Origin of the sequence: Streptomyces sp. R44, assembly GCF_041053105.1 — a bacterium.
Classification (GTDB): domain Bacteria; phylum Actinomycetota; class Actinomycetes; order Streptomycetales; family Streptomycetaceae; genus Streptomyces.
The window spans coordinates 6,702,712-6,728,953 of the sequence record NZ_CP163444.1 but is presented as its reverse complement, the minus strand read 5'-3'; the positions used below and the strand labels follow the sequence as shown (position 1 = coordinate 6,728,953).

Genomic DNA, 26,242 nt, shown 5'->3' with positions numbered 1-26,242 from the left:
CCGGCACCGAGTGCTCTCACAGGGGTACGGAGGTTCAGCGGGCGGTCATGCGGAGGGCGCCGTCCATGCGGATGGTCTCGCCGTTGAGGTAGTCGTGCTCGGCGATCATCGTCACGAGCCGGGCGTACTCCTCGGGGCGCGCGAGGCGCTGGGGGAAGGTGACGCTCGCGGCGAGACCGGCCCGGACGTCCTCGCCGAACCCGGCCATCATCGGGGTGTCGACGATGCCGGGGGCGATGGTGACGACCCGGATGCCGAACTGCGCGAGGTCGCGCGCGGCGGTGACGGTCATCCCGGCGACGCCCGCCTTGGAGGCGGCGTACGCGATCTGCCCGACCTGGCCCTCGAAGGCCGCGATCGAGGCGGTGTTGACGACGAGGCCGCGCTGCCCGTGCTCGTCGGGCTCGTGGCGGGCGATGGCCTCGGCGGCGAGCCGCATCACGTTGAAGGTGCCGAGCAGGTTGACGTTGAGCACCGTACGGAACAGGTCGAGGTCGTGCGGTCCCTTGCGGCCCAGGATGCGGGCGGAGGGGGCGACGCCGGCGCAGTTCACGGCGAGCCGCAGCTCGGCGCCGTCGGCGTCGATCGCGGCGAGCGCCTCACGGACCTGGTCCTCGTCGGTGACGTCCGCGGCGAGCAACCGGACGCCCTCGGGCAGCGGGCCTGCGGCGGCCACCGCCTTGTCCAGGTCCAGGCCGTAGACGGTGGCGCCGCGGGCGGCGAGCGCGGCGGCCGTGGCGGCGCCGAGGCCGGAGGCGGCGCCGGTGACGAGAGCGGCGGAGCCGGCGATGTCCATGGAACTCCTCGTTCGTGTCGTGCGGGTGCGACCCTGCCGCCGGGTTGGCCGCCGGATCGGGCGCGTGTCCGCGGTGGACCGCGCGGTCCGCGCGATCTGCGCCGCCCACCATAGAACCGTGTGCGGCGCCCCCGGAAGCGGAGGCCGGGGCCTGTACGGCCCTGATCCGCCGGACCGGCCCCGACACCGTCCGGAAGGCAGTAGTCGACCGGTCGTACACTCTCGCCATGGGGCGAACGAGTGACGCGCGCGAGCGCATCCTGACCGCCGCGCGGACGCTGATGCTGGCGCGCGGCTACTCCGCCCTGGGCGTGGCCGAGATCTGTGCGGCGGCCGGTGTGCCGAAGGGCAGCTTCTACTACTTCTTCGCGTCGAAGGAGGAGCTGGCCCTCGCCGTCGTCGAGGAGCACTGGGCGGGGCAGCGCGCCGAGTGGACGCGCGCGCTCGCCGGGGACGTCCCTCCGCTGCGGCGGCTGCGGCGGCTGTACGAGTCGACGGAGGCCGAGCTGCGGGCCGGCCGGGAGAGCTGCGGCACGGTCACGGGCTGTCTCCTCGGGAACCTGGCCCTGGAGCTGAGCACCCGGACGGAGAGCGTCCGCGGGCGGCTGCGGGAGATCTTCGACGAGCAGGTCGCCCTGGTCGCGGAGACCGTCGCCGAGGCCCGCGCGCGCGGCGAGGTCGGGGTGACCGACACCGGCGCGGCGGCGCGGGCCCTGGTCGCCCTCCTGGAGGGCCGGGTCCTCTTCGCCAAGCTGTACGACGACCCGGGCCGCCTCGACGCCCTGTGGGCGGATTCCCTGGCTCTCCTCGGCGCCGAGGAGAGCCGGGCGGGAATCACTGACTGATCGCCCGTCAGAACGGCTTCGTCGGCAGGTACTTGCCGTCCAGGGTGATCACGGCACGCTCGCCGCCCTCCGGGTCGGCGACCTTCTTCACGTCCAGCTTGAAGTTGATCGCGGAGATGATGCCGTCGCCGAACTGCTCGTGGACGAGCTCCTTCAGCGTGGTGCCGTAGACCTGGAGCATCTCGTAGAAGCGGTAGATGGTCGGGTCGGTGGGGACGGCGCCGTCGAGCGAGCCGCGGGTGGGGATCGTCTGCAGCAGGCGCACCGCGTCCTCGTCCAGGCCGAGGAGCTCGGCGACGGCCTTCGCGGACTCCTCCGGCAGGGCGTGCTGGCCGAGGACGGCGGCGGTGGTGAAGGCGACGGAGAGGCCGGCGGCGTCCGCGATCCGCTGCCAGCTCAGGTCCTCGCGGATCTTGGCGTCGACGGCGGCGATCGCGAGGGCGCGGCGGGCGGTGGGGTCGAACTGGGCGTGCACCATGAGAGGTACGTCCTTTCCTGAAGGGTTCTTGCGGAGGGGGGTCAGGCGGCGAGCGGCGGGCGCGCCGTGGCGGGGAGCTCCTCGACGGTGCCGTCGGCGATGTCGAAGACCCAGCCGTGCAGCCGTACTTCGCCGGTGGCGAGGGCGCGGGCCACCGACGGGTGGGTGGCCAGGTTCGCGAGCTGTGCGGCGACGTTCTCGCGGACCAGGGCGGCCACGTCGACCGTCCCGCCGACGGCGGCGCGGGCGAGGGAGGCGTCGGCGTGCCGCAGCCAGGCGGCGACGGCGGGCGCGGCGCTCAGGTCGTGGCCCTCGGCGAGCGCGGTCATCGCGCCGCAGGCGGAGTGCCCGCAGACGACGATGTCCCGCACGCCCAGGACGCCGACGGCGTACTCGACACCGGCGGTGACGCCGTCGGTGCCCGGGGTGTGGGCGGGGACGAGGTTGCCGGCGGTGCGGATGACGAAGAGTTCGCCGGGATCGGTCTGGGTGATCAGTTCGGGTACGACGCGGGCGTCCGAGCAGCCGATGAACAGCGTGCCGGGCCGGTGGGCGGTGGCCAGGCGGGCGAAGAGGCCGGCCTTGGCAGGGAAGACCTCCCGCTGGAAGCGGGCGATTCCCTCGGCGAAGTGAGGCATGTCCCCACCGTGCACGACCAGTGCCTATAGCGTCCAAGACCTGCTGTCGATATCTGCCATAGATGGAAGCTATACCTCGCTCTATAGTCGGCCGTATGCAGCCGGAACTCCGTCATCTCCGCTATCTGCTCGCCGTCGCCGAGCACGCGAACTTCACCCGCGCCGCCGAGGAGCTGCGTATCGCCCAGCCCACGCTGTCCCAGCAGATCAAGCAGCTGGAGAAGGCCCTGGGGGCGCAGCTCCTGGACCGCACCGGCCGCACCGTGCGCCTCACCGACGCCGGGGAGACCTACGCCCGCTACGCCCGGCGCGCCCTGCGGGACCTGGCGGCGGGCGAGCGGGCGGTCCTCGACGTGCACGACCTGTCGCGCGGCCATCTGCGGCTGGCGGTCACCCCCACGTTCACCGCGTACCTCACCGGCCCCCTGGTCGCGGGCTTCCACACCCGTCATCCGGGCATCGGCGTGGAGGTGCGGGAGCTGCCGCAGGACCGCATCGAGGCCGAACTCCTCGCCGACCGGCTCGATCTCGGCATCGCCTTCCACGGGGAGCACCTTCCGGGCGTCGAGGCCACGGAGCTGTTCACGGAGACCCTCGGCCTCGTCGTGGGCCCGGGCCATCGCTTCGCGGGCCGGACGGAGCCGGTACGGGCCGACGAGTTGAACGAGCATCACCTGGCGCTCCTCAGCGCGGACTTCGCCACCCGGCTGCACATCGACGCGTACGTCTCCGAGCACCGTGTCCGTCCGGCGATCGCGGTGGAGGCCAACTCGGTGACCGCGCTCACCGAGATCGTCCGGCGCACCGCGCTGGCGACCGTCCTGCCCGACGCCGTCACCCGGGACCACCCCTGGCTGCGCCCGGTCCCGCTCTCCCCCGCGCTGCCGTCCCGGGGTGTCGCCCTGCTGCGGCGCGCGGCCGGCTACCGGAGCGCGGCGGCCGGGGCCTTCACCGAACTGGCCGTCTCCTGGGGAACTTCGTGGGGCCGGGAGTCGTGGGGTCAACCGATCGGATGACCCCGGGGTCCACCGTTGCGGGATCCGGGTGCAGCCGGGACGACGACGGACGGCCGCAGGGTACGGCACCAGGATGGGGAGCAGACCGGGCCGCGGCATCCCGACGGCCCCCGCGGTTCCCCGAGTTCACTGGAGCAGATCCCATGAAGCACGTGAAGAAGGCCTCCTCCCGCACCCGTGTCGTGACCGGTGGCGCGATCGTCGCCGCCCTCGCCCTCGGCGGCTTCGGGGCCTACTCCGCGAGCGCCACCGGCGAGGACACGGCGGCCGCGCCGGCCGCCGCCACCGCCGAGGCGGACGCCAAGAACAAGAACACGACCCGCTCCACGCACCTGACGATCGAGGCCGCCACGAAGGCCGCGCAGGCGACCCTGGACGCCGCCGAGAAGGAGAACCAGCGGGTCTCCGTGGCGGTCGTCGACCGCAACGGCAACACCCTCGTGACCCTGCGCGGCGACGGCGCCGGCCCGCAGTCCTACGAGTCGGCCCAGAAGAAGGCGTACACCGCCGTCTCCTGGAACGCCCCGACCTCCGAGCTCGCCAAGCGCCTCACCAACGCCCCGACCCTGCGCGACATCCCCGGCACCCTCTTCCTCGCCGGCGGCGCCCCCGTCACCGCCAAGGGCGCCCCGATCGCGGGCATCGGTGTCGCGGGTGCCCCCTCGGGCGACCTGGACGAGAAGTTCGCACAGGCCGGCGTCGCCACCCTCGCGAAGTAGTCCGCGAAAGCGGGACCCCGGCCCGCGTGCGGGCGGCGCCGTCCCGGAGGAGCATGGGAGGGGGTGGGAGTGCGCCGGTGGCGCGAACGGCCCAAGTCCGGGATGTGAGCAGGATGGTTGACCGCGCAACGAGCAGTCGGGGGAAGGCCCGGAAGGGGACGGCACACGACTCCCGTGACAGCCGTCGCCACGACGGCCCCCGGCACCGGGTCCGCATCCCCGGCTTCGCGCGTCCCGGCGGTGAGGGTACGGAGATCGGGCTGGGCGACGCCGTCGCCCGGGTGACCTCGGCGGTGGGCATCCGCCCCTGCGGCGGCTGCGGCCGTCGGGCCGAGGCGCTGAACCGGTGGATGACGATCGGTGGCGGGCCGGACCGCTGAGCCTCCGTGCCGGTGCCTCCGGGCACCGTGTGCAGCGCCTGCCCGATGCACGGTCCCCCTGAGCGCCCCCGCTCCTGACGGTCCGCCAGAGTGCGTGTGAGGAGTGACTGATGAACCCCGAGATCATCGACACCGCCCCCGCCGCGGGCCTCTCGACGGAGACCGGCGCCCCGCCCACTCCGCCCGACCCCGTGCTCGCGGCGGACGATCCCGGGCCCGTGCGCGATCCCGGCCCCGCGCAGGCCGACGATGCGACCGTCGTCCCGTCGTCCTGCGGCTGCACCGCGGCGGCCGCCCCCGGCGACGGAGGGGAGGCCGACGAGGGCGGCTACGTCTACGTGCTCGGCCGCGTCCGCGCCGTCTTCCCCAACGTCTCGATCCAGCACGAGTTCTTCCAGGTGGCGGGGGCCGGCGGGCATACCGACAGCACCGACGCCGACGCGATGTACCGCGTGCTCTCCGCCCCGGAGAACCGCTATCTCGCCCGGCAGATGTGCTTCGTCCTGTCCGTCCAGGGCGTCGACACCTACATCCTGGAGGCCACGGACCCCACCGGTCTCGACGAGCTGGTGGACGCGCTCCGTCCGGTGAACTACGGGCGCGACCTCGCCGTGGTGGTCGGCGCGCTCGGCCCGGTCGCGCCCCCGAGTGCCTGCCAGGGACTCTCCGTTCCCGTCGTCAGCGTGGTGAAGACCTGGGGCTTCGACCGCAAGGAACTCATCCGCGCGATCGACCGCCCCCAGGGCACCTCCCGCAAGGAGTTCGAGAAGGTCGTCGGATCGCTGCTCGACCGGCTGCTCCAGCTCAGCGACAACGCCGGCACCGACCCGGTCGGCCGGGTCCTCAACTACCTGACGGTGCGGTGCCAGGAGATGTACCAGAAGACCAACGAGAAGCGCGCGGAGGGCTCCGTCCTCACCTCGGTGGAAGCCGGTCCCTCCCGGCTCAGCACCCGGTCGCAGGCCGTCGTCACGGTCGTGTTCTCGTACACCGACCTCCAGACCAACGTGGTCGAGAAGTACTTCGTCCGCGTGGGTCTCGCCGGGTACTTCCCCTTCCCGGTGACACCGTTCCAGGAGTACTTCGCCCGCTGACCCGGGCAACGCCGGCCCGGGCGGCAGTGAGAAGGAAGAGAAAGAGGAGAGAAGGAGGCGAACGGACATGAGCATCCCCGGATTCGCCGTCGAACCACAGACGCGCGACACACGGACCGGCGATCTGATCCGCCCTCAGGACGCGCTCTGCGAGCTGGAGTTGGGCCCGGTCTGCCGCAACAACTGCAAGGGAAGCCATGACTACCGCACGTGCGTGAGGAAGTGCCTGAAGGCATTCTGCTCGGAGGATCCGTGGTGGTGACGTCCGACGGCCGTCCCCGGCTTCGGACCCGCGCACGAGAGTGACCACGAGAACGCTCGCCCGGCCCTGGCAACGCCGGGCGACCGGCTCCTTCCCCCCGCCGGAGTCGCGATGAGCCTGCCTGCCCCCCGGCAGGGGCGGAGAGAGGTACGCATGGACCCCCTGGACCTGGTCGGGCTCACGCCGCTGATGGCGCGTACCTCCGGCCGGTCCTCGGTCGTGGTCTGCGTCGTCGACGGCCGTGTGGCCCCGAACCACCCCGCCTTCGCGGGCCGTCCGGTCCGCGAACTGCGTCCGGCCGCGGGGGCGGCCGCCGGCACGGGAACCTGCGCCCACCCGGACGTGTGCTGCGCCCACGGCACCGCCGTCGCCGCGCTCCTCGCCGGGGACCGGGGCGTGTGCCCGCACTGCACGCTGCTGTCCAGGCCCCTCTTCGCGGATCATCCGGCCGACGGCGGCCCCGCGACCTGTCTGGCCGGCGTACGCGTCGCGGAGTTGGCGGAGGCGATCACGGAGGCCGTCGACGCGGGCGCCCACGTGCTGAACCTGAGTCTGGCCCAGCCCGCGCCCTCCGGCGTCCGCGACCGCGCGCTGGACGCGGCGCTCGGTCACGCCGCCGACCGGGGCGTGATCGTCGTGGTGGCCGCCGGGAACCAGGGCCGGACGGGCTCCTCCCCGCTCACCGACCACCCCTGGGTCATCCCGGTCGTCGCGTACGACCACGCCGGACGCCCCCTGCCCCACTCCAATCGGGGCATCTCGATCGGCCGCAACGGAGTCGGCGCGCCCGGCGACCGCGTCCCCGGTGTGGGCCTCGACGGCCGCCCCGTCCTCCTGAGCGGTACGAGCGCCGCCGCGCCCTTCGTCACCGGGGCGGTCGCCCTGCTCCGCTCGGCGTTCCCGGACGCCACCCCGGCGGCCGTACGGTACGCGGTGACGCACGGGCCCGGACGCCGGCGGTCGGCGATGCCGCCGCTCCTGGACGCCTGGGCCGCGTACACGACGCTGCGGACGGCTACCGCGCGCCCTTCTCGGCCGTCGCCAGGCCACGGCTGATGACGAGCCGCTGGATCTGGTTCGTGCCCTCGAAGATCTGCATGATCTTCGCCTCGCGCATGTACCGCTCGACCGGGAAGTCCCGGGTGTAGCCGTAGCCGCCGAAGACCTGCACGGCGTCCGTGGTCACCTTCATCGCCGTGTCCGTGGCGATGAGCTTGGCCGCGCTGGCCTGGCGGCTGAACGGGCGGCCGAGGTCGCGGCGCCGCGCCGCGTCCAGGTACGTGGCACGGGCCGCGTCGACGGCGGCGGCCATGTCGGCGAGCAGGAAGCCGAGGCCCTGGTGGTCCACGATCCGGCGGCCGAAGGTGGTGCGCTCGTTGGCGTACGCCACGGCGGCGTCGAGCGCGGCCTGGGCGAGCCCGGTGGCGCAGGCGGCGATGCCGAGGCGGCCGCTGTCGAGCGCGCTGAAGGCGATCTGGAGGCCCTGGCCCTCGTCCCCGATGCGCCGGTCCTCCTCGATGAGGGCGCCGTCCCAGTACGCGGCCGTCGTCGGCACGGCCTGGAGGCCCATCTTGCGCTCCGGCGCGCCGAAGCTCAGGCCTTCGGTGGCGCCGGGGGCGAGGAAGCAGGAGATGCCGTGGCTGCCGGGGGCGGTGCGCGCGAAGAGGGCGTAGAAGCCGGCCTTGCCGCCGTGCGTGATCCAGGCCTTCGTGCCGGTGACGCGGTAACCGCTGCCGTCGTCCTGGCGCTCGGCCTTGCAGCTGAGGGCGGCGGCGTCGGAACCGGCCTGCGGCTCGGAGAGGCTGTAGCCGCCGATGGTCCGGCCCTCCAGCATCGCGGGCAGCCGGCGCTCCTTCTGCTCCGGGGTGCCGAAGGTGTGGAGGGGGTGGCAGGCGAGCGTGTGGACGCTGGTGGCGACGGCGACGGCGGCCCAGCGCGCGGCGAGCTCCTCCAGGACCTGGAGGTAGACCTCGTAGGGCTGGCCTCCGCCGCCGAACTCCTCCGGGTACGGAAGGCCGAGGAGCCCGGCCTCGCCGAGGGTCGCGAAGAGCCCTTCGGGATAGGTCTCGGCGGCCTCGTGCTCGTCCACCCGCGGAGAGAGCTCCTTGTCGGCGATCTCCCGGGTGAGGGCGATGAGGTCCGCTGCCTCGGGGGTGGGAAGCAGGCGGTCGACATCCATGGCGACTCCAGCGGCGCGCAAAGTGGTACTGGGGAAGGTACTGCAGTACCGCTGAGAGTAGCGCAGAAGGGTGCCGCCGTAACCCCCCGCAGGGGCGGCCTGGAATACTGGCGGGGTGATCGAGACCTCCGCCGCCGACGCCCCCAAGCTGACGGGCCGCGGAGCGGCGCGCCGCTCCGCCCTCTTCGAGGAGCTCGTCGCCCTCCTCGTCGGGGAGGGCTTCGCCCGGCTGACGCTCGACGATCTCGCCGCGCGGCTGCGCTGCTCGAAGCGGACCCTGTACGGCCTGGCCGGCAGCAAGGAGCAGCTGGTCCGGGCGGCGGTCGTGCACTTCTTCCGGCGCGCGACCGCCCGGGTCGAGGCGGTGCTCGCCGCCGCGACGGACCCGGCCGAGCGGCTCGCCGCCTATCTGCGGGCGGTTTCGGCCGAGCTGGCGCCGGTCTCCCCTGCGTTCTTCGACGACGTGGCGGCCTTCGAGCCGGCGGCCGAGGTGTACGAGCGGAACACCCGCGCGGCGGCGGGCCGGGTGCAGCAGCTCATCGAGGAGGGCGTGCGGGCCGGGGTGTTCCGCGAGGTGCACGTGACCTTCGCGGCCGACGTCATCTCCTCGGTGATGGTCCGGATCCAGCGCCGCCAGGTGGCCGCGGCGACGGGTCTCGCCGACGCCGAGGCGTACGAGCAGCTGGCCGAACTACTGCTCAGCGGCCTCCGCAAGGCCTGAACGGCCCCGAACCCCACGGCGAGACGTCTGGCCGGAATCCATCCCGCGTTCGATCACTCTGCGCAGATGATCCACTACTGTGTGCCGCGCCACTGACCACCCCCACCCCAGGGAGCCTCCGCGTGGAGCGCAGCCGTACCGTCCTCAGGATCCGTGCCGTCCTCGCCGCCATGGGCGTCACCGCCGCCCTCGCCGCGGCCCCCGCGGCGCAGGCCGCCCCGGCCGAGAAGCCCGCCGCCGCTCCCCCGGCCCCCTGCACCGGGGAGTTCGAGGGCGACAAGCGGCTCGGCCCGAAGTTCCTGCCGAAGAAGTGGCAGGACCCGGTCGGCCCGCTCCTCAACCGCTACCACCGGACCGGGCAGCTCTCCTCCGCCGACTTCCTCAAGAAGTACTGGGAGGGCCCGGCCGACACCGGCAGCTGGAAGTACCCGCCGAACGACGGCTTCGCCGAGGTCAACGGCACCGTCGACAAGGCGCCGGAGCTCCTGGAGCAGGGCGAGCGCCTGGACCGCTTCGGCTCGGAGTACGGCGGCTACCTGGCCCCCGCCGGCGACGCCTACGCCAAGCGGGCGCTGCCCCCGCAGAACCTCAACACCCGTGACACGGCCTTCCCCTGCGACTACCACCTGTACGAGGTGACGAAGAGCTTCGTCGTCTGGGAGGGCTCCATCGCGCCCTGGTTCGAACAGCCGGGCGGTGGCCGCCAGATCAAGCTGGACCCGGCGTTCCTGAACCCGGGCGAGGGCCAGCGCCTCAACGTGAAGTGGCTGCTCGACAACGGCTACCTGGTGCGCGTCCCCGCGTGACCGACCGCCGCGCGCTGGAACGGGCACTCCGGGAGGCCGGGGTGCCCGCCGCGTACTACTGGATCGAGGGCGTCCACGAACCGGCGCCCACCCCGCCCGACTTCGTCTATCTGCGGACGAGGCCGGACGGGCCCGGCTGGGAGACCGGGGTGTACGAGCGGGGCGCGTACGAGCCGGTCGCCACGCACGACACGGAGGCGGCCGCCTGCGCCCATCTCCGGGGCCTGCTGGGCGTCTAGGCCGCCGCCCTGGTGGTCACCATCAGGCCCGCGACGAGCCCCGCGAGCAGCAGGACGACGATCGCCCACCAGGGCGGCCCGCCGTAGCCGACGACGGCTGCCGCGCCGAAGTCCTTGCCCAGCGTCTGGGCCGTGACGACCGCGGCGGCCGCCGCTCCCGTGTGCCGGCCGAGGCCGGCGGCGACCACCGTGGCGAAGAGCGGCATGAAGGCCAGACCGACCCCGAGACCCGCGAGGACCGTGGCCGGGAGCAGAACCGCGTATCCGGCGCCGTTCTCGATCCCGACGATGGTCAGGGTCACGCCGAGCGGGGTGAGCACCAGGCCCGCCACGACGAGGACGCGGGGCGCGACGCCCCGGCGCAGCAGGCGCGGGGCGACCTGGACGGCGGCGACGGCGAGCGCGGCGACCATGGGCAGCAGGGCGAGACCGGCCTGGGACGGGGAGTACCCGAGGTCCCACGTCAGGATCGACGCCAGGGGCGGCAGCAGGGCGAGGATGCCGGCGCCGGCGAGGAGCATGGCGAGGAGGCCGCCGAGCCTGTTGCGGTCCTTGAACACGTACGGGGGCAGCAGTGGGTTCGTCCCGCTGCCCAGCTGCGCCAGGAAGGCCCCGAGCAGGGCCATGCCTCCGGTGAGCAGGCTCATGGCCAGGGGGGTGCCCCAGCCGTGCGTCGCCTTGGTGGAGCCGTACAGGAGCAGGGCGATCGCGAAGGTGCCGAGCAGGACTCCGGGCAGGTCGAAGCGGGTGCCGGTGCGGTCCGGGCGGTCGTGCGGCAGGGCGCGCGTCCCGGCCAGGGCGATCAGGGCGAGGAGGGCGGCGATGCCCAGGACCGGGCCCCAGGCCAGCCCCGCGAGCTGGAGCGCGACGACGGGCGCGCCGATGCCGGCCGTGGCGTAGACGCCGAAGGCCCTGGCCCGTGCACCCGGTTCGGGGAAGGCGGTGGCCACCAGGGTCAGCGCCGCCGCCGTCACCAGGGCGCCGAACCCGCCCTGGAGGACGCGGGCCGTGATCAGCGCGGCGGGGGTGGGGGCGATCGCGGTGGCCGAGCCTCCCAGCACACAGGCAGCCACGAGTCCCGTCAGACCGACGAACAGCGTCCGTCTGCCGCCCAGCCGGTCGGCGAGGTGCCCGCCGAGCAGCAGGAAGGCCGCGAAGGGGACGGCGAAGGAGTACAGCTCCGGGCTCTCCCGGTCGAAGCCGAAGGGGTCCTGCGCCGCCCCGAGCAGCACCGCCAGTTGAGCGAGCACGATCACCGCCAGGCCCCGTCCGCGGCCGGGCGAGGGTGCGGGGACCTCGTGGGCCGGAGCCGTCGGGGTGTAGGCGGATGCCGGTGCGGGCCTGGGTGCCGAGTCGCGGGGAGCCGTCTCGGTCACGGGCTGAGCGGAGGGCCGCACCACGGGCCGATCAGCCGGCGCCTCCGCGCGCGCCGCCGGTACGTAGTCCAGCAACTGCGCCGCGTGTCGCCCCAGTTGGACCAGGACCTCGCCCGGCAGCCAGACCCCGCCGGCGTCCCCCTCGGTGAGGGCGGCGATCCGCTCGGGCGCGGGCCGCGCGGCCGGGTCCTTCTCCAGGCAGGCGCGGACGAGGCCGAGCAGTGATGCGGGTACGCCCGTGAGGTCGGGTTCCTCCTCGGCGACCCGGAAGAGGTGGGCGTTCAGACCGGTGTCGGTGGCGCCGAAGAGGAGGCGGCCGGTGGCGGCGTACACGAGGACGGCACCCAGGCAGAACACATCGCTGGCGGGGGTGAGTTCGAGGCCGCGGACCTGCTCCGGGGACATGAAGCCGGGCGAGCCGATCAGCATGCCGGTGCGGGTGTGCAGGCTGTCCCCGGCCAGGCTGTCCATGGCGCGGGCGATGCCGAAGTCGATGACGCGGGGCCCGTCCACCGTGACCAGGACGTTGGACGGTTTGAGGTCGCGGTGGATCAGGCCGGCGTCGTGCACGACCCGCAGCGCGAGGGCGAGGCGGTTGGCGAGGACGCGGACGGAGTGCTCGGGCAGCGGGCCGAAGTCCCGGGCGACGACGGTGGTCAGGTCGGGCCCGGCGATGTACTGGGTGGCGACCCAGGGCACCGCGACGCCGGTGTCGGTGTCCGCGTCGAGGACGTCCGCGGTCCAGCTGCCGCCCACTCTTCGGGCGGCCGCGACCTCGCGGGCGAAGCGTCTGCGGAATTCCGGCTGGGAGGCGTACTCGGACTGGACGACCTTGACGGCGACCGTACGGCCGACGTCGTCGCGACCGAGGTAGACGAGGCCCATACCGCCCGCCCCGAGTCGGGCGATGAGACGGTACGGGCCCACGTGTGTCGGGTCTTCGGCGGTGAGCTGGTCCACATCGGGAATCTATCCGCCGGCAGGGGCGCGGTCCGGTGAACGGAGCTATGCGACCGAACCTATGCGTCCGTCCGGTTCGCGGGGTCCGTCGTGGTGGATGGGGGTGTGGGCGCCCGTGAGGGAGACGCCGCTGCCGCCGCGGCGGTTGGCGACGATCTCGGCGCCGATCGAGAGGGCGGTCTCCTCGGGCGTGCGCGCGCCGAGGTCCAGGCCGATCGGGGAGCGGAGGCGGGCGAGTTCGAGTTCGGTGACGCCGACCTCGCGGAGGCGCTCGTTGCGGTCCTCGTGGGTGCGGCGGGAGCCCATCGCGCCGATGTAGGCGACGGGAAGCTTCAGGGCGGTCTGGAGGAGGGGCACGTCGAACTTGGCGTCGTGCGTGAGGACGCAGAGCACGGTCCGGCCGTCGACCTCGGTCGACTCCAGGTAGCGGTGGGGCCAGTCGACGACGATCTCGTCGGCCTCGGGGAAACGGGCGGGCGTCGCGAAGACCGGCCGGGCGTCGCAGACGGTGACGTGGTAGCCGAGGAACTTGCCGACCCGGACGAGGGCGGAGGCGAAGTCGATGGCGCCGAAGACGATCATGCGGGGGGCGGGGACGGAGGACTCGACCAGGAGGGTCAGCGGCTGTCCGCAGCGGCTGCCGTCCTCGCCGATCTCCGCGGTGCCGGTGCGGCCGGCGTCGAGCATGGCCCCGGCCTCGGCGGCCGCGGTGCGGTCCAGCTCGGGGTGGCCGCCGAGCTTTCCCTCGTACGAGCCGTCGGGACGGACCAACAGCGCCTGCCCCAACAGGTCCGCCGGTCCGTCCACGATCCTCGCCAGGGCCGCCGCCTCCCCGGAGACGGCGGCGGCCAGCGCGGCGGGGAAGACCCCGCCGCGGACCGGGGTGACGAGGATGTCGATGATGCCGCCGCAGGTCAGGCCGACCGCGAAGGCGTCCTCGTCGCTGTAGCCGAAGCGCTCGACGACGGTCCTGCCGTCTTCGAGGGCCTGGACGCACAGGTCGTAGACCGCGCCCTCCACACACCCGCCGGAGACCGACCCGATCGCCGTGCCGTCGCTGTCGACGGCGAGTGCGGCTCCCGGCTGCCGGGGCGCGCTGCCGCCGACGGCCACCACGGTGGCGACGGCGAAGGTGCGTCCCTGCTCGACCCACCGGTGCAGCTCTTCGGCGATGTCCAGCATGTCGGTCTCCTTGGGTGTGTACGGAGGGTGATTGTCGGGCGTCAGCTGACGCCCAGCCAACCCTCGATCGGGTGAAGGGCGAAGAACACGATGAAGATCGCGGTCAGGGCCCACATGAAGGCTCCGACCTCGCGCGCCTTGCCCTGCGCCACCTTGATGACGGTGTAGGCGATGACGCCGGCCGCGACACCCGGGGTGATGCTGTAGGTGAAGGGCATCAGGACGACGGTCAGGAAGACCGGGATCGCGACGGAGCTGTCGCCCCAGTTCACGTGCTTGGCGTTCATCATCATCATCGCGCCGATGACGACCAGGGCGGCGGAGCCGACCTCACGGGGCACGATCTGGGTGATCGGCGTGAAGAAGAGGCAGGCCGCGAAGAACAGGCCGGTGACGGTCGAGGAGAGGCCTGTGCGAGCTCCCTCGCCGACGCCGGTGGCGGACTCGACGAACACGGTCTGGCCGGAGGCGCCGGAGACGCCGCCGATCGCGCCGCCCGCGCCGTCGATGAACAGCGCCTTGGAGAGGCCGGGCATGCGGCCCTTGTCGTCGGCGAGGTTGGCCTCGGTGCCGACGCCGATGATGGTGGCCATGGCGTCGAAGAAGCCGGCGAGGACGAGGGTGAAGACGATGACGCCGACGGTGATGTAGCCGACGTCGCCCCAGCCGCCGAAGGAGACGTCGCCGAAGAGCGAGAAGTCCGGCTTGGAGACCGCGCTGCCCTTGAGCTCGGGAGCGCCGTTGGCCCAGGCGCCCGGGCCCTTGGCCGGGATGTCGGCGACCGCGTTGACGATCAGCGAGATGACGGTGCCGGCGACGATGCCGATGAGGATCGCGCCCGGGATCTTGCGGGCCTGGAGGGCGAAGATCGCGAGGAGGGTGACCGCGAAGATCAGTACCGGCCAGCCGACGAGCTCGCCGCCGGACCCGAGGGTGATGGGCGGGCCGAACTGGGGGCCGGCGCCGACGAAGCCGGCCTTGTTGAAGCCGATCAGCGCGATGAAGAGGCCGATGCCGATGGTGATGCCGTGCTTGAGCGGCAGCGGGATCGCGTTCATGATCATCTCGCGGAGGCCGGTGACCACCAGGAGACAGATCACGACACCGTAGACGACGCACATGCCCATGGCCTGCGGCCAGGTCATCTGCGGCACGACCTGGGTCGCGAGCACACCGGAGACGCTGAGTCCCGCCGCGAGGACGAGCGGGACCTTGCCGACGAAGCCCATCAGCAGGGTGGTCACCGCCGCCGCGAAGGCGGTCGCCGTGATGACGGCGGAGGTGGCGAGGACGTGCTTGTCGACGTCCGGGCCACCGAGGAGGATCGGGTTGAGCAGGAGAATGTACGCCATCGCCATGAAGGTGGTGACGCCGCCGCGGATCTCCGTCGCGACGGTGGATCCTCTCTCCGAGATGTGAAAGTACCGGTCGAGCCAAGAGCGCCCGGCGGGGGTGCGCGAGCCGGAGCCCGCGTCCTCAGCGGTGGTCTTGGGCTCCACAGACGACTGGGTCATGGGGCCTACTCCCAAGGTTCAAAGGGGCACCCGCATCAGACTTCTCAAGCTCTGACGTGAAGCTGCGGGATTTGGGATATTTCGTTGGCTGCACGACCCGGGGGACGGCCCGAGACGAACGGGTTACTGCCGTGATGCGGGTACTGCGGTGATGCGGGTACTCCGGGAGGGAGTGCTCCGGGCGGTGCGGGCGGTGGAAGTGTGACGTTCCGGGGAGGCACGCACCGCCCGGAGAGTCCTACAGGGTGCCGGTGAGCGCCTCGGGGCGGACCGGTGTCTTGTTGAGCTCCAGGCCCGTCGCCGCCCGGATCGCCGCGAGGACGGCCGGGGTGGACGACAGGGTGGGGGCCTCGCCGATGCCCCGGACGCCGTACGGCGCGTTGGGGTCGGCCAGTTCGAGGTAGTCGACCGGGATGGTCGGCGTGTCGAGGATCGTCGGGATCAGGTAGTCCGTGAAGGAGGGGTTGCGCACCTTCGCGGTCTTCGGGTCGACGATGATCTCCTCCATCACCGCGACGCCCAGGCCCTGGGTGGTACCACCCTGGATCTGGCCGACCACGGAGAGCGGGTTGACCGCCTTGCCGACGTCCTGGGCGCAGGCCAGCTCGATGACCTTGACGAGACCGAGCTCGGTGTCCACCTCGACGACCGCGCGGTGCGCGGCGAAGGCGTACTGGACGTGGCCGTCGCCCTGGCCGGTGACGAGGTCGAAGGCCTGGGTCGGACGGTGCCGCCACTCCTCCTCGACCTCCACGGCCTGGTCCTCCAGGACGTCCGCGATGGAGGCGAGGGCCTCGCCGCCGTCGGTGACGACCTTGCCGCCCTCCAGCAGGAGTTCGGCGTTGGCCCAGGCCGGGTGGTACGAGCCGAACTTGCGCCGGCCGATCTCCAGGACCTTCTCGCGGACGATCTCGCAGGAGTTCTTGATGGCGCCGCCGGTCATGTACGTCTGGCGGCCCGCGGAGGTCGAACCGGCCGAGCCCACCTGGGTGTCGGCGGGGTGGATGGTGACCTGCTGGACGCCGAGCTCGGTACGGGCGATCTGGGCGTGGATGGTGACGCCGCCCTGGCCGACCTCCGCCATGGCGGTGTGGACCGTGGCGACGGCCTCGCCGTTGATGACCTCGATGCGGATCTTGGCGGTCGAGTAGTCGTCGAAGCCCTCGGAGAAGCCGACGTTCTTGATGCCGACGGCGTAGCCGATGCCCCGGACGACGCCCTCGCCGTGCGAGGTGTTGGACAGGCCGCCCGGCAGCGCGCGGACGTCCGCGCCCTCGCCGGCGGTCTCCCACTGGCGCTCCGGCGGGAGCGGGCGGGCCTTGACCCGGCGGAGGAGCTCGGCGACCGGGGCCGGCGAGTCCACGACCTGGCCGGTCGGCATGATCGTGCCCTGCTCCATGGCGTTGAGCTGGCGCAGCTCCACCGGGTCCATGCCCAGCTTGGCCGCGAGCTTGTCCATCTGCGCCTCGTAGGCGAAGCAGGCCTGGACCGCGCCGAAGCCGCGCATGGCGCCGCAGGGCGGGTTGTTGGTGTAGAGGCCGATCGCCTCGATCTCGACGTCCTCGATGACGTACGGGCCGACCGAGAGGGAGGAGGCGTTGCCGACGACCGAGGCCGTGGACGACGCGTACGCGCCGCCGTCGAGCACGATCTTGCACTTCATGTGCGTGAGCTTGCCGTCCTTGGTGGCGCCGTGCTCGTAGTAGAGCTTCGCCGGGTGACGGTGGACGTGCCCGAAGAAGGACTCGTACCGGTTGTAGACCATCTTCACCGGCTTGCCGGTGCGCAGCGCGAGGATGGAGGCGAGGATCTGCATGGAGATGTCCTCGCGGCCGCCGAAGGCGCCGCCGACACCGGCCATGGTCATCCGGACCTTCTCCTCGGGCAGGCCGAGGCAGGGGGCGATCTGCTTGAGGTCCGAGTGCAGCCACTGGGTGGCGACGTACAGGTCGACGCCGCCGTCCTCGGCCGGTACGGCGAGGCCGGACTCGGGGCCGAGGAAGGCCTGGTCCTGCATGCCGAAGGTGTACTCGCCCTTGACGATGACGTCGGCGCGCTTGGCGGCCTCGTCGGCGTTGCCGCGGATGATCGGCTGGCGGTGCACGATGTTCGGGTGCGGGACGTGGCCGGAGTGGTGGTCGTCGCGGTTCTCGTGGACCAGGATCGCGTCGGGGGCGAGGGCGGAGGCCTCGTCCGTGATGAGCGGGAGCTCCCGGTACTCGATCTTGATCTTGGCGGCGGCGCGGCGGGCGGTCTCCGGGTGGTCGGCGGCCACGAGGGCGACCGGCTCACCGTGGTGACGGACCTTGCCGTAGGCGAGGACCGGGGTGTCCTGGAACTCCATGCCGTAGTTCTTCGCGGCCGGCAGGTCCTCGTGGGTCAGTACGGCGTAGACGCCGTCCATCGTGAGGGCCTCGGAGGTGTCGATGGACACGATCTCGGCGTGCGCGACGGTGGAGCGCAGGATCTGGCCCCAGAGCATGTCCTCGTGCCACATGTCCGAGGAGTAGGCGAACTCGCCGGTGACCTTGAGGGTGCCGTCCGGGCGGAGCGTGGACTCGCCGATGCCGCCCTTGACGTGGTTCTGGGTGACGTCGGTGGGCGTACCCACCGGCAGTGTGTTCTGAGCCATCGTCAGACCGCCTCTCCCTGACGCTCCTGGCGAGCGGCCGCGAGGCGGACCGCGTCGAGGATCTTCTCGTAACCGGTGCAGCGGCAGAGGTTGCCGGAGAGCGCCTCGCGGATGTCCGCGTCCGTCGGGGACGGGTTGCGCTCCAGCATCTCGTCGGCCGCGACGAGCAGACCGGGGGTGCAGAAGCCGCACTGGACCGCGCCGGCGTCGATGAACGCCTGCTGGATCGGGGAGAGTTCGATGCCCTCACCGGTCTGCGAGTCCTGGGGCTTGGCCTCCCACTTCTTGGCGGCGTCGACCGAGGTCCCGCCGCAGGCGCCGGTGGCGCAACCGCCGTGCGCCTCGCGCTCCTTGGCGTACTCCGCCAGGCCCTCGACGGTGACGACCTCGCGGCCCTCGACCTGGCCGGCGGCGACCAGACACGAGCAGACCGGCACGCCGTCGAGACGGACGGTGCAGGAACCGCACTCGCCCTGCTCGCACGCGTTCTTGGAGCCGGGCAGACCCAGGCGCTCACGCAGAACGTAGAGGAGGGACTCGCCCTCCCAGACGTCGTCGGCTTCCTGCGGACGACCGTTGACCGTGAAATTGACGCGCATGGTTATGCAGCTCCCTCAAGCGTGCGGCCGGCGCCGCGGTACTGCTCCCAGGTCCAGCCGAGCTGACGGCGGGCCATGATGCCGACGGCGTGGCGCCGGTACTTGGCGGTGCCGCGGACGTCGTCGATCGGGTTGGCGGCGGCCGAGCAGAGGTCGGCGAACTGCTTCGCGATCGAAGGAGTGATGATCTTGCCGTTGTCCCAGAAGCCGCCCTCTTCCAGAGCCGCGTTCAGGAAGGCCTCGGCCTCCTTGGCGCGGATCGGGGTGGGCGCGGCGGATCCGATGCCGGTGCGCACGGTCCGGGTCTCCGGGTGCAGGGCCAGGCCGAAGGCGCAGACGGCGATGACCATCGCGTTGCGGGTGCCGACCTTGGAGTACTGCTGGGGGCCGTCCGCCTTCTTGATGTGGACGGTCTTGATGAGCTCGTCGGGCTGGAGCGCGTTGCGCTTCACGCCGGTGTAGAACTCGTCGATCGGGATGAAGCGGTTGCCGCGCACCGACTCGACCTCGACCTCGGCGCCCGCGGCGAGCAGGGCCGGGTGGGCGTCGCCGGCGGGCGACGCGGTGCCGAGGTTGCCGCCCACGCCGCCGCGGTTGCGGATCTGCGGGGAGGCGACCGTGTGCGAGGCCAGTGCCAGACCCGGGAGCTCTGCGCGCAGGTTCTCCATGATCTGCGTGTACGGGACGGAGGCGCCGAGGCGGACGTTCTCCTCGCCGACCTCCCACTCGCGCAGCAGCTCGATACGGTTCAGGTCCAGGAGGTACTCGGGGCGCCGGTGGTCGAAGTTGATCTCGACCATGACGTCGGTACCACCGGCGATGGGCACGGCCGTGGGGTGCTCGGCCTTGGCGGCGAGCGCCTCCTCCCAGCTGGCGGGGCGAAGGAAGTCCATGGTGGCTCTCTTCTAGTGATTCTGGATCGGGGGTCGAGCTAGTGGGTCCGGGGGGACGGCCGGCCCTCGACATCGTGTTCATGTGCTGTTCACGCGGTGTGTGGCCTAGTACACAAGCCACGATCGCCCGGGTGCAGTCACCGAAAACATGAAGGAGTTGGCTGGTGCCCGTCGTCGTCTTGTAGATTCGAACGAAAGGCGGGGAACAGAAACCTCGCCGTTTTCCCCTGGAAACGGTGGCACCACCCCACCGTCGACAACGCGACACTCACCATCACCGAACGAAGGAACGGCGGCGACACGATGCGGCTGCGCGCACTGCTGGAGAACGACGCGCTCGGGCTGCGCCTGCTCGGCGGCGACGACGAGCTGGACCGAACCGTCCGAGGCGTCATGACGACGGACCTCAAGGACCCCAGCCGGTACCTGTCCGGCGGCGAGCTGGTGCTGACCGGGCTCGCCTGGCGGACGGACCCGGCCGACGCCGAGCCCTTCGTCCGGATCCTGGCCTCGGCCGGAGTGGCCGCCCTCGCCGCCGGCGAGGCCGAGCTCGGCGACATCCCCGACGATCTCGTGGCGGCGTGTTTGCGCCACCGGCTTCCGCTGTTCGCTGTGAACGAGTCCGTTGCGTTCGCGACGATCACCGAGCATGTTGTTCGACAGGTCTCCGGCGAGCGGGCCGGCGACCTGGCGGCCGTCGTCGACCGCCACCGGCGGCTCATGACCTCCGGTCCCGCGGGCGGCGGCCCCGAGGTCGTCCTCGACCTCCTCGGCTCCGACCTGGACCTGCGGGCCTGGGTCCTCTCCCCCACCGGCCGCCAGATCGCGGGCGCGGGCGAGCCGCTGGAGGCCGCGCTCGCCGCCACCCTGGCCGGTGAGCACCTGGCCGCCACCCGCACCGGCCGGCGCGGCCCGCACCGGCTGAGCGTCGCCGGGGCCACGTACTCGCTCTTCCCGATCCGCAACACCGGCCGGGGCGCCGCGCCCGCCTCCCGGGACGTGCGCGAGACGGTCCTGTCGGACTGGCTGCTGGCCGTGGAGGCGGACGCCGGGGACTGGCCCGCCGCCCGGCTCGACCTGCTCCAGGGCGTCACCCAGCTGATCGCCGTCGAGCGGGACCGGCGCGACGCGGCCCGCACGGTACGGCGCCGGCTCGCCCAGGAGGTCCTGGAGCTGGTGCAGACGGGCGCCGCGCCCGCCGAGATCGCCGCCAGGCTGCGGGTCGCCGCCCCGGTGCTGCTGCCCGGGCTCGGCACGGCCCCGCACTGGCAGGTGGTCGTCGCCCGCGTGGAGTGGGAGCAGGAGGCCGGTCAGGCCCCCGTGGACAGCGGGCCGGTCGCGCAGGCGCTCCTGGAGGAGATCCTCGTCGACCCGGCGGCCATCGGCGCCGAGTCGGCGGACCGGATCGCGGTCGCGCACAGCGGTGACGAGGCGATCGCCCTGGTCCCACTGGCCGCGGGCCCGCTGCCGGAGAGCGAGGACGACGGCCCGGCGCCCGCCCTGGGGCTGCACGCGGACGCGCTGCTCGCCTCCGTACGGGCTCCGCTCTCCTCGGGCCTCGACGGCGACGGGCGCGTCACGCTGGGCGTCAGCGCGGCCGTGGCGTCGGCGGAGGGCCTGCGCGGGGCCCTGGAGGAGGCCCGGCACGCCCGCCGGGTGGCCGCCGCCCGTCCGGGCCGGGTCTGCGCCGCCGGGCACCACGAGCTGGCCTCGCACGTGCTGCTGCTGCCCTTCGTCCCGGACGACGTGCGGCGGGCCTTCACGGCCCGGCTGCTCGACCCGCTGCGCGACTACGACCGGCGCCACCGGGCGGAGCTCATCCCGACCCTGGAGGCGTTCCTGGACTGCGACGGCTCCTGGACCCGCTGCGCGACCCGCCTCCACCTGCACGTGAACACGCTGCGCTACCGGGTGGGCCGGATCGAGCAGCTCACCGGCCGTGATCTCTCCCGTCTGGAGGACAAGCTCGACTTCTTCCTCGCGCTGCGGATGAGCTGAGCCGCGCGAGCCGGTTCGAACGGTTCGGGGCCCCGGCGATTCACTCCTTCGGGCGAGTCCGGAGGAGTGGCGCCGGGGCCTTCGGCATCCCCCGCGCGCCGCGTCCCGCGGACCGGGTCCGGGGCTGATCACCGGCTTGATCACGGGCCGGTCGGCCGTCCGGCGGCCCGTCGCGCCGGGTCGGGGCGGGGCTCTCCACCCCGGCGCGAGTTTGTGAAATTTTTCACCCGACCCCTTGGCCGGGTGCTCCCGTTCGTGCTGAGATGCCGTCCTACTCAACAGCTCGATGGCGCGCTCGGGGAGGGCAATGTGGCGGATACCGCCATGTCTGGTTCCGAATCAAGGGGTGGCGAAGATCCGTCCCTCGCCTACGGCAAGGAGACACCCGTGGAGACCGCCATATGGCGGCTCCGCTCCCGAGGTTGCTGGACGGACGCGGCGGCGCTGCTCGCGCCGCACGCGGCCGAACCGGCAGCCGCACTCGAACGGGCCGCGCTGCTCATCGAGCGCTGCCTCTACACCGAGAAGGGCTGGGCCGACGCCGAGGACGCGCTCCGGGCGGCCGAGGCGGTGGCCGGCACCGACGAGGAACGCGGGGCCGCGGCCTGCGAACGCGGCTATCTCGCCTACGCCTCCACGCTGTTGGGCGTACGTGACCGGGCCGACGAGGCCCGGATGGCGCTCGGCCGGGCGGCGGCGCTGATCGGCCCCTCCGCCGGCGGGCGGCCGCTCCTGGACTTCCGGCGCGGGCTCATCGCCCAGAACCTCGGCGACTCCCCGCAGGCGGCCCGCGCCGCGTACCGCAGGGCGCACGCCGGGGCGACCGCGCAGGGGGACTCGCTCCTGCTCTCCTTCACCTGGCGGCACCTCGCCGGACTCGCCCTGCGCGAGGGGGAGTTGGCGGAGGCACGGCACGGTTTCGCGGAGTCCCTGCGGATCCGTGAGGAGCTGGGCTATCTGGTCGGCACGGCCCCGGCGCTCACGGCCCTGGCGACCACGGAGACCGAGCCGGAGGCGGGCCGCCTGCGGGCCGAGGCGAGACGCCTCTTCCAGCTCCTGGGCGGCGTCCCGACCTGGCTGTCGGCCCAGCTGACACCTCGGGCGGCGACCTGAAGTCTCCTGCGCTGAATCATTGGTGACGCCTCGTCACCGCGAGGTGGGTGCGAGGCAGACCAGGCTGTCGTCGGTGCCGACGAGCAGGGAGCCGGCGCCGGTGACCGCGACCGCGCGGACCGGGGGGCCCGGGCGGAAGGAGAGCGTCGGGCCGCCCTCCGGCCGGTGGAGTTCGACGAGGCCGTCGGCCCAGGCCGCGGCGACCAGCGGTCCGTACGGGGTCTCGGTCGCGTGCAGGGAGACGACCGGCGAGGGGCGTTCGGCGAGGGGCTCGGGGCGCGTGGCGCGGCCGGGGGTCCAGAGCCGGACGCTCCCGTCGGCACCGCCGGAGCAGACGAACGGGGTCTCGGACTCGACCGCCGCGACGGCGGTGACCCGGCCGCTGTGCGAGGCCGACTGGTGAAGGCCCGTCAGGCCGAAGGCGTGGACGGAGCCCAGCCGGTCCCCCACCACCACCGAGCCGGCGATCGCCGCGAGCGCCGTGCCCGGGTGGCGGGCCAGGGTCGCCGAGACCGCCTCGGTGAGCCGCTCCAGATACGGGGGCCGGGGCGCCGTTCCCCGTACGGCGTGCAGCCGCCCCCGGTCGTCCAGGAGCAGCACCGTGCCGTCGGGTGCGGGCGCGAGCGCGGTGATCCGGCCGGGGACGCTGTGCGCGAGGCGCCCGCCGGGGCTCGCGTCGGCCTCGTGGAGCAGCCGTACGGTGCCGGTGGGGTCGCCGACGAAGAGGGTGCCCTCCAGGGGGCCGCCCGCCGCGCCGAGCACGGCGACCGGGCCCGGCCAGGGCGGGTTGAGGTCGCCGCGGTGACGGGCCCACCGGACCCGCCAGGGCGCGCCCTCCGCGAGTGCGGCGAGGGCGGGCCGGAGCCGGGGGTCGGCGCCGTCGCCGAGCGCGGCCAGGAGGACCAACGCACGTTCCGCCGGGGTCTGTTCACGGCAGAGCGACTGTCCGGCGCGCATCCAGGCGGCCCTCAGGCCGCCGTGCTCGTCGGCGGTGCCCTCGCCGGGCCGGCCGGACGGCTCGGGCCCGTCGAGGGTGCCGGGCACCCCGGCGAGCGCGGCGCCCGTCACGTACGCCGTGGTGACGAGCAGCGGGTCGGCCGCGCAGACGGCCGCGGGGTCGGAGAGGTCCGGCAGCGGCGGCGCCGGCTCCACGGCGGCGCCGTCGGCGGTCTCGGGCGCGCCGTCGAGGTCGACGACGGTGACCCGGCGTTCGGCGCGCAGCACGGCGGGGGCCGGGGTGCCGCTCCGGGCCTCGACCACGAGCCGGATCCGGCCGACGCCGGCGAGCTCCGCGATGAGCCGGGTGAGCGCGGCGGGTTCGGCGGAGGCGTGGAGGTCCGTGAGGAGGAGGACGGCCCGGCCGGCGGGGCGCGCCTCGCTGGTCGCGAGGGCGTGGACGAGGTCGCCGGGCGAGCGGGCCACCACGCCGAGGCGGTCGGCGATCGTCCAGGCCGCGCCGAGCGCGCTCTGCCCGGCGAGCGGGACGAGCAGCCGGGCCGTGCGGCGGCGGGCCCGGCCGGAGCGCGGGCCGTACGCGGCGAGCCAGCCGAGGAGGGCCGTCTTGCCGCTGCCGGGGGCGCCGGTGACGAGACAGAGGCGGGGTGCCTCGGGATCGGTGAGCCAGCCGAGCAGCTCGGCGGCCTCGGCTTCCGTGCCGTCCCAGGCCGGGGACGAGGTCGCGTACGTCATGGGGCACCTCACGGGCGACGCGGTACGGACGGCTGACGCCTTCGACCTTAGTCGTCCGGGGCGGCCACGACCCCGGTCCTGGGAACTGCTCTCCGAACCGGCTCGGAGAGCACCGCACCGGCCCGGAGGCCCGAGCGGGTCCCGGGACCCGCGCGCTGCGACGTTCTCCGCACCCCGCTCCGGGACCCGCTCAGGCCTCGGATCCGGTGAAGTGCTCGCGCACCAGGGCCTGGACGACCGGCAGGTCCTGGGCGATCAGGGCGTCGAGCAGGGCCGTGTGCTCGGCCGCGTCGGCGACGAGGACGCCGTGCCGGAGGGCGGGGGCGCTGATCAGGGGCCACTGGGAGCGGCGGTGCAGGTCGTCGGCGACGGCGAGCAGCTGCTCGTTCCCCGCGAGGGAGAGGACGGCCCGGTGGAAGGCCCGGTCGGCCTCGGCGTAGTGGGCGCGGTCGCCCCGGGCCGCGGCGGCCGCGGTCGCCTCGGCGAGCGGCCGGAGCTCGGCCCAGCGGGCGGCCGGGATCGTGCGGGCGAGCCGCAGCATGACGGGGACCTCGATGAGCGCGCGGACCTCGGCGAGTTCGGCGAGCTCCCGGGGGGTGCGCTCGGTGACGCGGAAGCCGCGGTTCGGCACGACCTCGACGGCGCCCTCGACGGCGAGGCGCTGCATGGCCTCGCGGACGGGGGTGGCGGAGACGCCGAAGCGCTCGGCGAGGGCGGGGGCCGAGTAGACCTCGCCGGGGCGGAGCTCGCCGCCGACGAGGGCGGTGCGGAGGGCTTCGAGGACCTGGCCGCGGACGGAGTGCCGCTGCACGGTCCGGGGGCCGCGGGGCACCGGCTCGTCGTGGGTGTGCTCACCCCGCGCCCCTTCCGTGCCGCGTGCCTGCTCGGGCACCCGTACGGACGCGCCGGGACGACCCGCGGCGTCACCGAAGGGCGGGGACGGTCTCTCCGTCGCCCGCTCGCGCGCTGCGCCCTGCTCCACCCGGGTCCTCCTGCGGCCTCGTGCCGGGCCCGGCTCGCGTCGCCCGGGTCCCCTGTGCACCATAGGCGAACGGACCGACATCCGGGGCATACGGGCTGCCCCGCAGGTGGGAGGGGGTCTGCGGTGGTGAGAGGCCACCCCGAATCGGGTAAGGTAAGGCTTACCTGCCAACGCTCGCGATTCGGTGGTCCGCATGACCGTCCCCGCCCTGTTGCCCACGCCCCTCACCTCGCCCGTCGCGGCCTCCTACGCCCGGCTCGCCGAGGTCTTCCCCGGCCTTCGGATAGAGGAGCCCTCCCGGGGCGAGCGGCTGCCGCGGGGAGCCGGCTGGGTCGGCGCGGAGGAGCTCGCGGCCGGCGGCCCCGCCCTCGACGCCTTCCTCGCCTGGGACGACGCACAGGTGCTGCGGGACTACGGCGCCCGGGCCCGCCCCGACGTCGTCGCCGGATTCGGACTGCACCGGTACGCCTGGCCCGCCTGTCTCCTCGTCACCGTCCCCTGGTTCCTGGACCGCCGGGTGCCCCGACTGCCCGTCCGCCACGTGGCCTTCCAGCGGGCGCTGGGCCGTCTGTCGGTCCGCGTGGAGGAGTTCGCCTGCCTGCCGGACGACCCCGCGGCCGCCCTGCCCGGCGCCCGGGTCGTCGCCGACGAGGAGGCGCTCCGGGCCGAGGTGCGCGCCTCGCTCGCCGAGCACTTCGAGGCCGTCCTCGGCGGCTTCGGGCCCCGGCTGCGGCGCGGCCGCCGGGCCCTGTGGGGAATGGCCACGGACGAGATCGTCGAGGGCCTCTGGTACGTCGCGGCCCTGCTCGGCGAGGAGCCGCGGGCGATGACCGAGCTGGAACTGCTCCTGCCGCGGACCCCCAAGCCGTACAAGCCGTACGCGGGCGGGGCGGGCTTCCGCGAGCTCGCGGGGTCCGAGGGGCCGGACGGCGCGCCGCGCGCCACCCGCGACCGGGCCACCTGCTGCTTCTTCTACACCCTGCGCCCCGAGGACACCTGCCTCACCTGCCCCCGCACCTGTGACGCCGAGCGGGTCCGCCGGCTGACCGCGACCGCCTGAGGGTCCGGAGGGATTACGCCACCCGTCCGGGTGGCGTAAATCGAACGCAAATCCCCTTCCCTGTATGTGCG

The 26,242-nt window shown here is 73.5% G+C and carries 25 protein-coding genes; 13 read left to right on the top strand and 12 right to left on the bottom strand.

Annotated features, from left to right (window positions below; all coding sequences use genetic code 11):
* Nucleotides 1–34 precede the first annotated feature (34 nt).
* Entirely contained in the window at nt 35–796 is a 762-nt protein-coding gene (locus AB5J54_RS31450) for an SDR family NAD(P)-dependent oxidoreductase (protein ID WP_369147291.1), read from the bottom strand.
* A gap of 227 nt (nt 797–1,023) precedes the next feature.
* On the opposite strand from AB5J54_RS31450, the gene AB5J54_RS31445 reads away from it, so the two are divergent.
* On the top strand, nt 1,024–1,641 hold the full coding sequence (locus AB5J54_RS31445) for a TetR/AcrR family transcriptional regulator (protein WP_369147290.1): 618 nt from the start codon (nt 1,024–1,026) through the stop codon (nt 1,639–1,641).
* 7 nt (nt 1,642–1,648) lie between these two features.
* Here AB5J54_RS31445 and cynS read toward each other — a convergent pair whose 3' ends face one another.
* Together cynS and AB5J54_RS31435 are read right to left on the bottom strand one after the other, a co-directional pair.
* Nucleotides 1,649–2,119, bottom strand: coding sequence for a cyanase (cynS, locus tag AB5J54_RS31440; RefSeq protein ID WP_369147289.1), 471 nt, complete (start codon nt 2,117–2,119; stop codon nt 1,649–1,651).
* Nucleotides 2,120–2,160: 41 nt separating this feature from the next.
* Nucleotides 2,161–2,757 carry a carbonic anhydrase gene (locus AB5J54_RS31435; protein WP_369147288.1) on the bottom strand — a complete coding sequence of 199 codons (597 nt, stop codon included), beginning with the start codon at nt 2,755–2,757 and terminating at the stop codon, nt 2,161–2,163.
* A gap of 95 nt (nt 2,758–2,852) precedes the next feature.
* Here AB5J54_RS31435 and cynR point away from each other — a divergent pair, with 95 nt between their 5' ends.
* The 6 genes from cynR to AB5J54_RS31405 all read left to right on the top strand — a co-directional run bounded on the left by cynR (nt 2,853) and on the right by AB5J54_RS31405 (nt 7,284).
* Complete coding sequence (gene cynR, locus AB5J54_RS31430) at nt 2,853–3,773, top strand: transcriptional regulator CynR (RefSeq protein ID WP_369147287.1); 921 nt, start codon at nt 2,853–2,855, stop codon at nt 3,771–3,773.
* 152 nt (nt 3,774–3,925) lie between these two features.
* Nucleotides 3,926–4,492: a heme-binding protein gene (locus AB5J54_RS31425; RefSeq protein WP_369149511.1), complete on the top strand. Its 567-nt coding sequence runs from the start codon at nt 3,926–3,928 to the stop codon at nt 4,490–4,492.
* 113 nt (nt 4,493–4,605) lie between these two features.
* Entirely contained in the window at nt 4,606–4,872 is a 267-nt protein-coding gene (locus AB5J54_RS31420; RefSeq protein WP_369147286.1) for a hypothetical protein, read from the top strand.
* A 110-nt stretch (nt 4,873–4,982) separates the two neighbouring features.
* Nucleotides 4,983–5,966, top strand: coding sequence for a hypothetical protein (locus AB5J54_RS31415; protein ID WP_369147285.1), 984 nt, complete (start codon nt 4,983–4,985; stop codon nt 5,964–5,966).
* A gap of 67 nt (nt 5,967–6,033) precedes the next feature.
* Nucleotides 6,034–6,228 (top strand): hypothetical protein, encoded by a 195-nt coding sequence (locus tag AB5J54_RS31410; RefSeq protein ID WP_369147284.1) that lies wholly within the window; start codon nt 6,034–6,036, stop codon nt 6,226–6,228.
* A 153-nt stretch (nt 6,229–6,381) separates the two neighbouring features.
* Nucleotides 6,382–7,284: a S8 family serine peptidase gene (locus AB5J54_RS31405; protein WP_369147283.1), complete on the top strand. Its 903-nt coding sequence runs from the start codon at nt 6,382–6,384 to the stop codon at nt 7,282–7,284.
* Here the strand turns inward: AB5J54_RS31405 and AB5J54_RS31400 are convergent.
* Nucleotides 7,244–8,407 (bottom strand): acyl-CoA dehydrogenase family protein, encoded by a 1,164-nt coding sequence (locus tag AB5J54_RS31400; protein ID WP_369147282.1) that lies wholly within the window; start codon nt 8,405–8,407, stop codon nt 7,244–7,246. The genes AB5J54_RS31405 and AB5J54_RS31400 overlap by 41 nt on opposite strands.
* Before the next feature lie 115 nt (nt 8,408–8,522).
* Between AB5J54_RS31400 and AB5J54_RS31395 the strand changes: the two genes are divergently transcribed.
* The 3 genes from AB5J54_RS31395 (at nt 8,523) to AB5J54_RS31385 (ending at nt 10,173) form a co-directional block, all read left to right on the top strand.
* Nucleotides 8,523–9,128, top strand: coding sequence for a TetR/AcrR family transcriptional regulator (locus AB5J54_RS31395; RefSeq protein ID WP_369147281.1), 606 nt, complete (start codon nt 8,523–8,525; stop codon nt 9,126–9,128).
* Between the two features lie 170 nt (nt 9,129–9,298).
* On the top strand, nt 9,299–9,934 hold the full coding sequence (locus tag AB5J54_RS31390) for a TNT domain-containing protein (RefSeq protein WP_369149509.1): 636 nt from the start codon (nt 9,299–9,301) through the stop codon (nt 9,932–9,934).
* Entirely contained in the window at nt 9,931–10,173 is a 243-nt protein-coding gene (locus AB5J54_RS31385) for a hypothetical protein (protein ID WP_369147280.1), read from the top strand. Before AB5J54_RS31390 ends, AB5J54_RS31385 begins: the two co-directional genes overlap by 4 nt.
* Here the strand turns inward: AB5J54_RS31385 and AB5J54_RS31380 are convergent.
* The 6 genes from AB5J54_RS31380 to AB5J54_RS31355 all read right to left on the bottom strand — a co-directional run bounded on the left by AB5J54_RS31380 (nt 10,170) and on the right by AB5J54_RS31355 (nt 19,329).
* The gene (locus tag AB5J54_RS31380) at nt 10,170–12,509 is read right to left on the bottom strand and encodes an MFS transporter (protein WP_369147279.1); all 2,340 of its coding nucleotides are present in this window, start codon (nt 12,507–12,509) and stop codon (nt 10,170–10,172) included. The two genes, AB5J54_RS31385 and AB5J54_RS31380, sit on opposite strands and share 4 nt — an antisense overlap.
* A gap of 45 nt (nt 12,510–12,554) precedes the next feature.
* On the bottom strand, nt 12,555–13,691 hold the full coding sequence (locus AB5J54_RS31375; RefSeq protein ID WP_369147278.1) for an XdhC family protein: 1,137 nt from the start codon (nt 13,689–13,691) through the stop codon (nt 12,555–12,557).
* Between the two features lie 41 nt (nt 13,692–13,732).
* Nucleotides 13,733–15,205, bottom strand: coding sequence for an NCS2 family permease (locus AB5J54_RS31370; protein ID WP_369147277.1), 1,473 nt, complete (start codon nt 15,203–15,205; stop codon nt 13,733–13,735).
* A gap of 238 nt (nt 15,206–15,443) precedes the next feature.
* Nucleotides 15,444–17,837 (bottom strand): xanthine dehydrogenase subunit D, encoded by a 2,394-nt coding sequence (gene pucD / locus AB5J54_RS31365; RefSeq protein WP_369147275.1) that lies wholly within the window; start codon nt 17,835–17,837, stop codon nt 15,444–15,446.
* Nucleotides 17,838–17,839: 2 nt separating this feature from the next.
* On the bottom strand, nt 17,840–18,436 hold the full coding sequence (locus AB5J54_RS31360; RefSeq protein ID WP_369147274.1) for a (2Fe-2S)-binding protein: 597 nt from the start codon (nt 18,434–18,436) through the stop codon (nt 17,840–17,842).
* A gap of 2 nt (nt 18,437–18,438) precedes the next feature.
* Nucleotides 18,439–19,329 (bottom strand): xanthine dehydrogenase family protein subunit M, encoded by an 891-nt coding sequence (locus AB5J54_RS31355; RefSeq protein ID WP_041131867.1) that lies wholly within the window; start codon nt 19,327–19,329, stop codon nt 18,439–18,441.
* Nucleotides 19,330–19,632: 303 nt separating this feature from the next.
* On the opposite strand from AB5J54_RS31355, the gene AB5J54_RS31350 reads away from it, so the two are divergent.
* Both AB5J54_RS31350 and AB5J54_RS31345 read left to right on the top strand, forming a co-directional pair.
* Nucleotides 19,633–21,327, top strand: coding sequence for a PucR family transcriptional regulator (locus AB5J54_RS31350; protein ID WP_369147273.1), 1,695 nt, complete (start codon nt 19,633–19,635; stop codon nt 21,325–21,327).
* A gap of 324 nt (nt 21,328–21,651) precedes the next feature.
* Complete coding sequence (locus AB5J54_RS31345) at nt 21,652–22,440, top strand: hypothetical protein (protein ID WP_369147272.1); 789 nt, start codon at nt 21,652–21,654, stop codon at nt 22,438–22,440.
* A 33-nt stretch (nt 22,441–22,473) separates the two neighbouring features.
* On the opposite strand, the gene AB5J54_RS31340 is transcribed toward AB5J54_RS31345, so the two are convergent.
* Both AB5J54_RS31340 and AB5J54_RS31335 read right to left on the bottom strand, forming a co-directional pair.
* On the bottom strand, nt 22,474–24,129 hold the full coding sequence (locus AB5J54_RS31340; RefSeq protein ID WP_369147271.1) for a WD40 repeat domain-containing protein: 1,656 nt from the start codon (nt 24,127–24,129) through the stop codon (nt 22,474–22,476).
* A 190-nt stretch (nt 24,130–24,319) separates the two neighbouring features.
* Nucleotides 24,320–25,111: a GntR family transcriptional regulator gene (locus AB5J54_RS31335; protein WP_369147270.1), complete on the bottom strand. Its 792-nt coding sequence runs from the start codon at nt 25,109–25,111 to the stop codon at nt 24,320–24,322.
* 193 nt (nt 25,112–25,304) lie between these two features.
* Here AB5J54_RS31335 and AB5J54_RS31330 point away from each other — a divergent pair, with 193 nt between their 5' ends.
* Entirely contained in the window at nt 25,305–26,171 is an 867-nt protein-coding gene (locus AB5J54_RS31330; RefSeq protein ID WP_369147269.1) for a (2Fe-2S)-binding protein, read from the top strand.
* Nucleotides 26,172–26,242 lie beyond the last annotated feature (71 nt).

Bases quoted from the DNA above. Each gene is read 5' to 3' on its own strand.
- AB5J54_RS31450 (WP_369147291.1), bottom strand. From the start codon at position 796: ATGGACATCGCCGGCTCCGCCGCTCTCGTCACCGGCGCCGCCTCCGGC.
- AB5J54_RS31445 (WP_369147290.1), top strand. From the start codon at position 1,024: ATGGGGCGAACGAGTGACGCGCGCGAGCGCATCCTGACCGCCGCGCGG.
- cynS (WP_369147289.1), bottom strand. From the start codon at position 2,119: ATGGTGCACGCCCAGTTCGACCCCACCGCCCGCCGCGCCCTCGCGATC.
- AB5J54_RS31435 (WP_369147288.1), bottom strand. From the start codon at position 2,757: ATGCCTCACTTCGCCGAGGGAATCGCCCGCTTCCAGCGGGAGGTCTTC.
- cynR (WP_369147287.1), top strand. From the start codon at position 2,853: ATGCAGCCGGAACTCCGTCATCTCCGCTATCTGCTCGCCGTCGCCGAG.
- AB5J54_RS31420 (WP_369147286.1), top strand. From the start codon at position 4,606: ATGGTTGACCGCGCAACGAGCAGTCGGGGGAAGGCCCGGAAGGGGACG.
- AB5J54_RS31415 (WP_369147285.1), top strand. From the start codon at position 4,983: ATGAACCCCGAGATCATCGACACCGCCCCCGCCGCGGGCCTCTCGACG.
- AB5J54_RS31410 (WP_369147284.1), top strand. From the start codon at position 6,034: ATGAGCATCCCCGGATTCGCCGTCGAACCACAGACGCGCGACACACGG.
- AB5J54_RS31405 (WP_369147283.1), top strand. From the start codon at position 6,382: ATGGACCCCCTGGACCTGGTCGGGCTCACGCCGCTGATGGCGCGTACC.
- AB5J54_RS31400 (WP_369147282.1), bottom strand. From the start codon at position 8,407: ATGGATGTCGACCGCCTGCTTCCCACCCCCGAGGCAGCGGACCTCATC.
- AB5J54_RS31390 (WP_369149509.1), top strand. From the start codon at position 9,299: ATGGGCGTCACCGCCGCCCTCGCCGCGGCCCCCGCGGCGCAGGCCGCC.
- AB5J54_RS31375 (WP_369147278.1), bottom strand. From the start codon at position 13,691: ATGCTGGACATCGCCGAAGAGCTGCACCGGTGGGTCGAGCAGGGACGC.
- AB5J54_RS31370 (WP_369147277.1), bottom strand. From the start codon at position 15,205: ATGACCCAGTCGTCTGTGGAGCCCAAGACCACCGCTGAGGACGCGGGC.
- pucD (WP_369147275.1), bottom strand. From the start codon at position 17,837: ATGGCTCAGAACACACTGCCGGTGGGTACGCCCACCGACGTCACCCAG.
- AB5J54_RS31360 (WP_369147274.1), bottom strand. From the start codon at position 18,436: ATGCGCGTCAATTTCACGGTCAACGGTCGTCCGCAGGAAGCCGACGAC.
- AB5J54_RS31355 (WP_041131867.1), bottom strand. From the start codon at position 19,329: ATGGACTTCCTTCGCCCCGCCAGCTGGGAGGAGGCGCTCGCCGCCAAG.
- AB5J54_RS31350 (WP_369147273.1), top strand. From the start codon at position 19,633: ATGCGGCTGCGCGCACTGCTGGAGAACGACGCGCTCGGGCTGCGCCTG.
- AB5J54_RS31345 (WP_369147272.1), top strand. From the start codon at position 21,652: ATGTCTGGTTCCGAATCAAGGGGTGGCGAAGATCCGTCCCTCGCCTAC.
- AB5J54_RS31340 (WP_369147271.1), bottom strand. From the start codon at position 24,129: ATGACGTACGCGACCTCGTCCCCGGCCTGGGACGGCACGGAAGCCGAG.
- AB5J54_RS31330 (WP_369147269.1), top strand. From the start codon at position 25,305: ATGACCGTCCCCGCCCTGTTGCCCACGCCCCTCACCTCGCCCGTCGCG.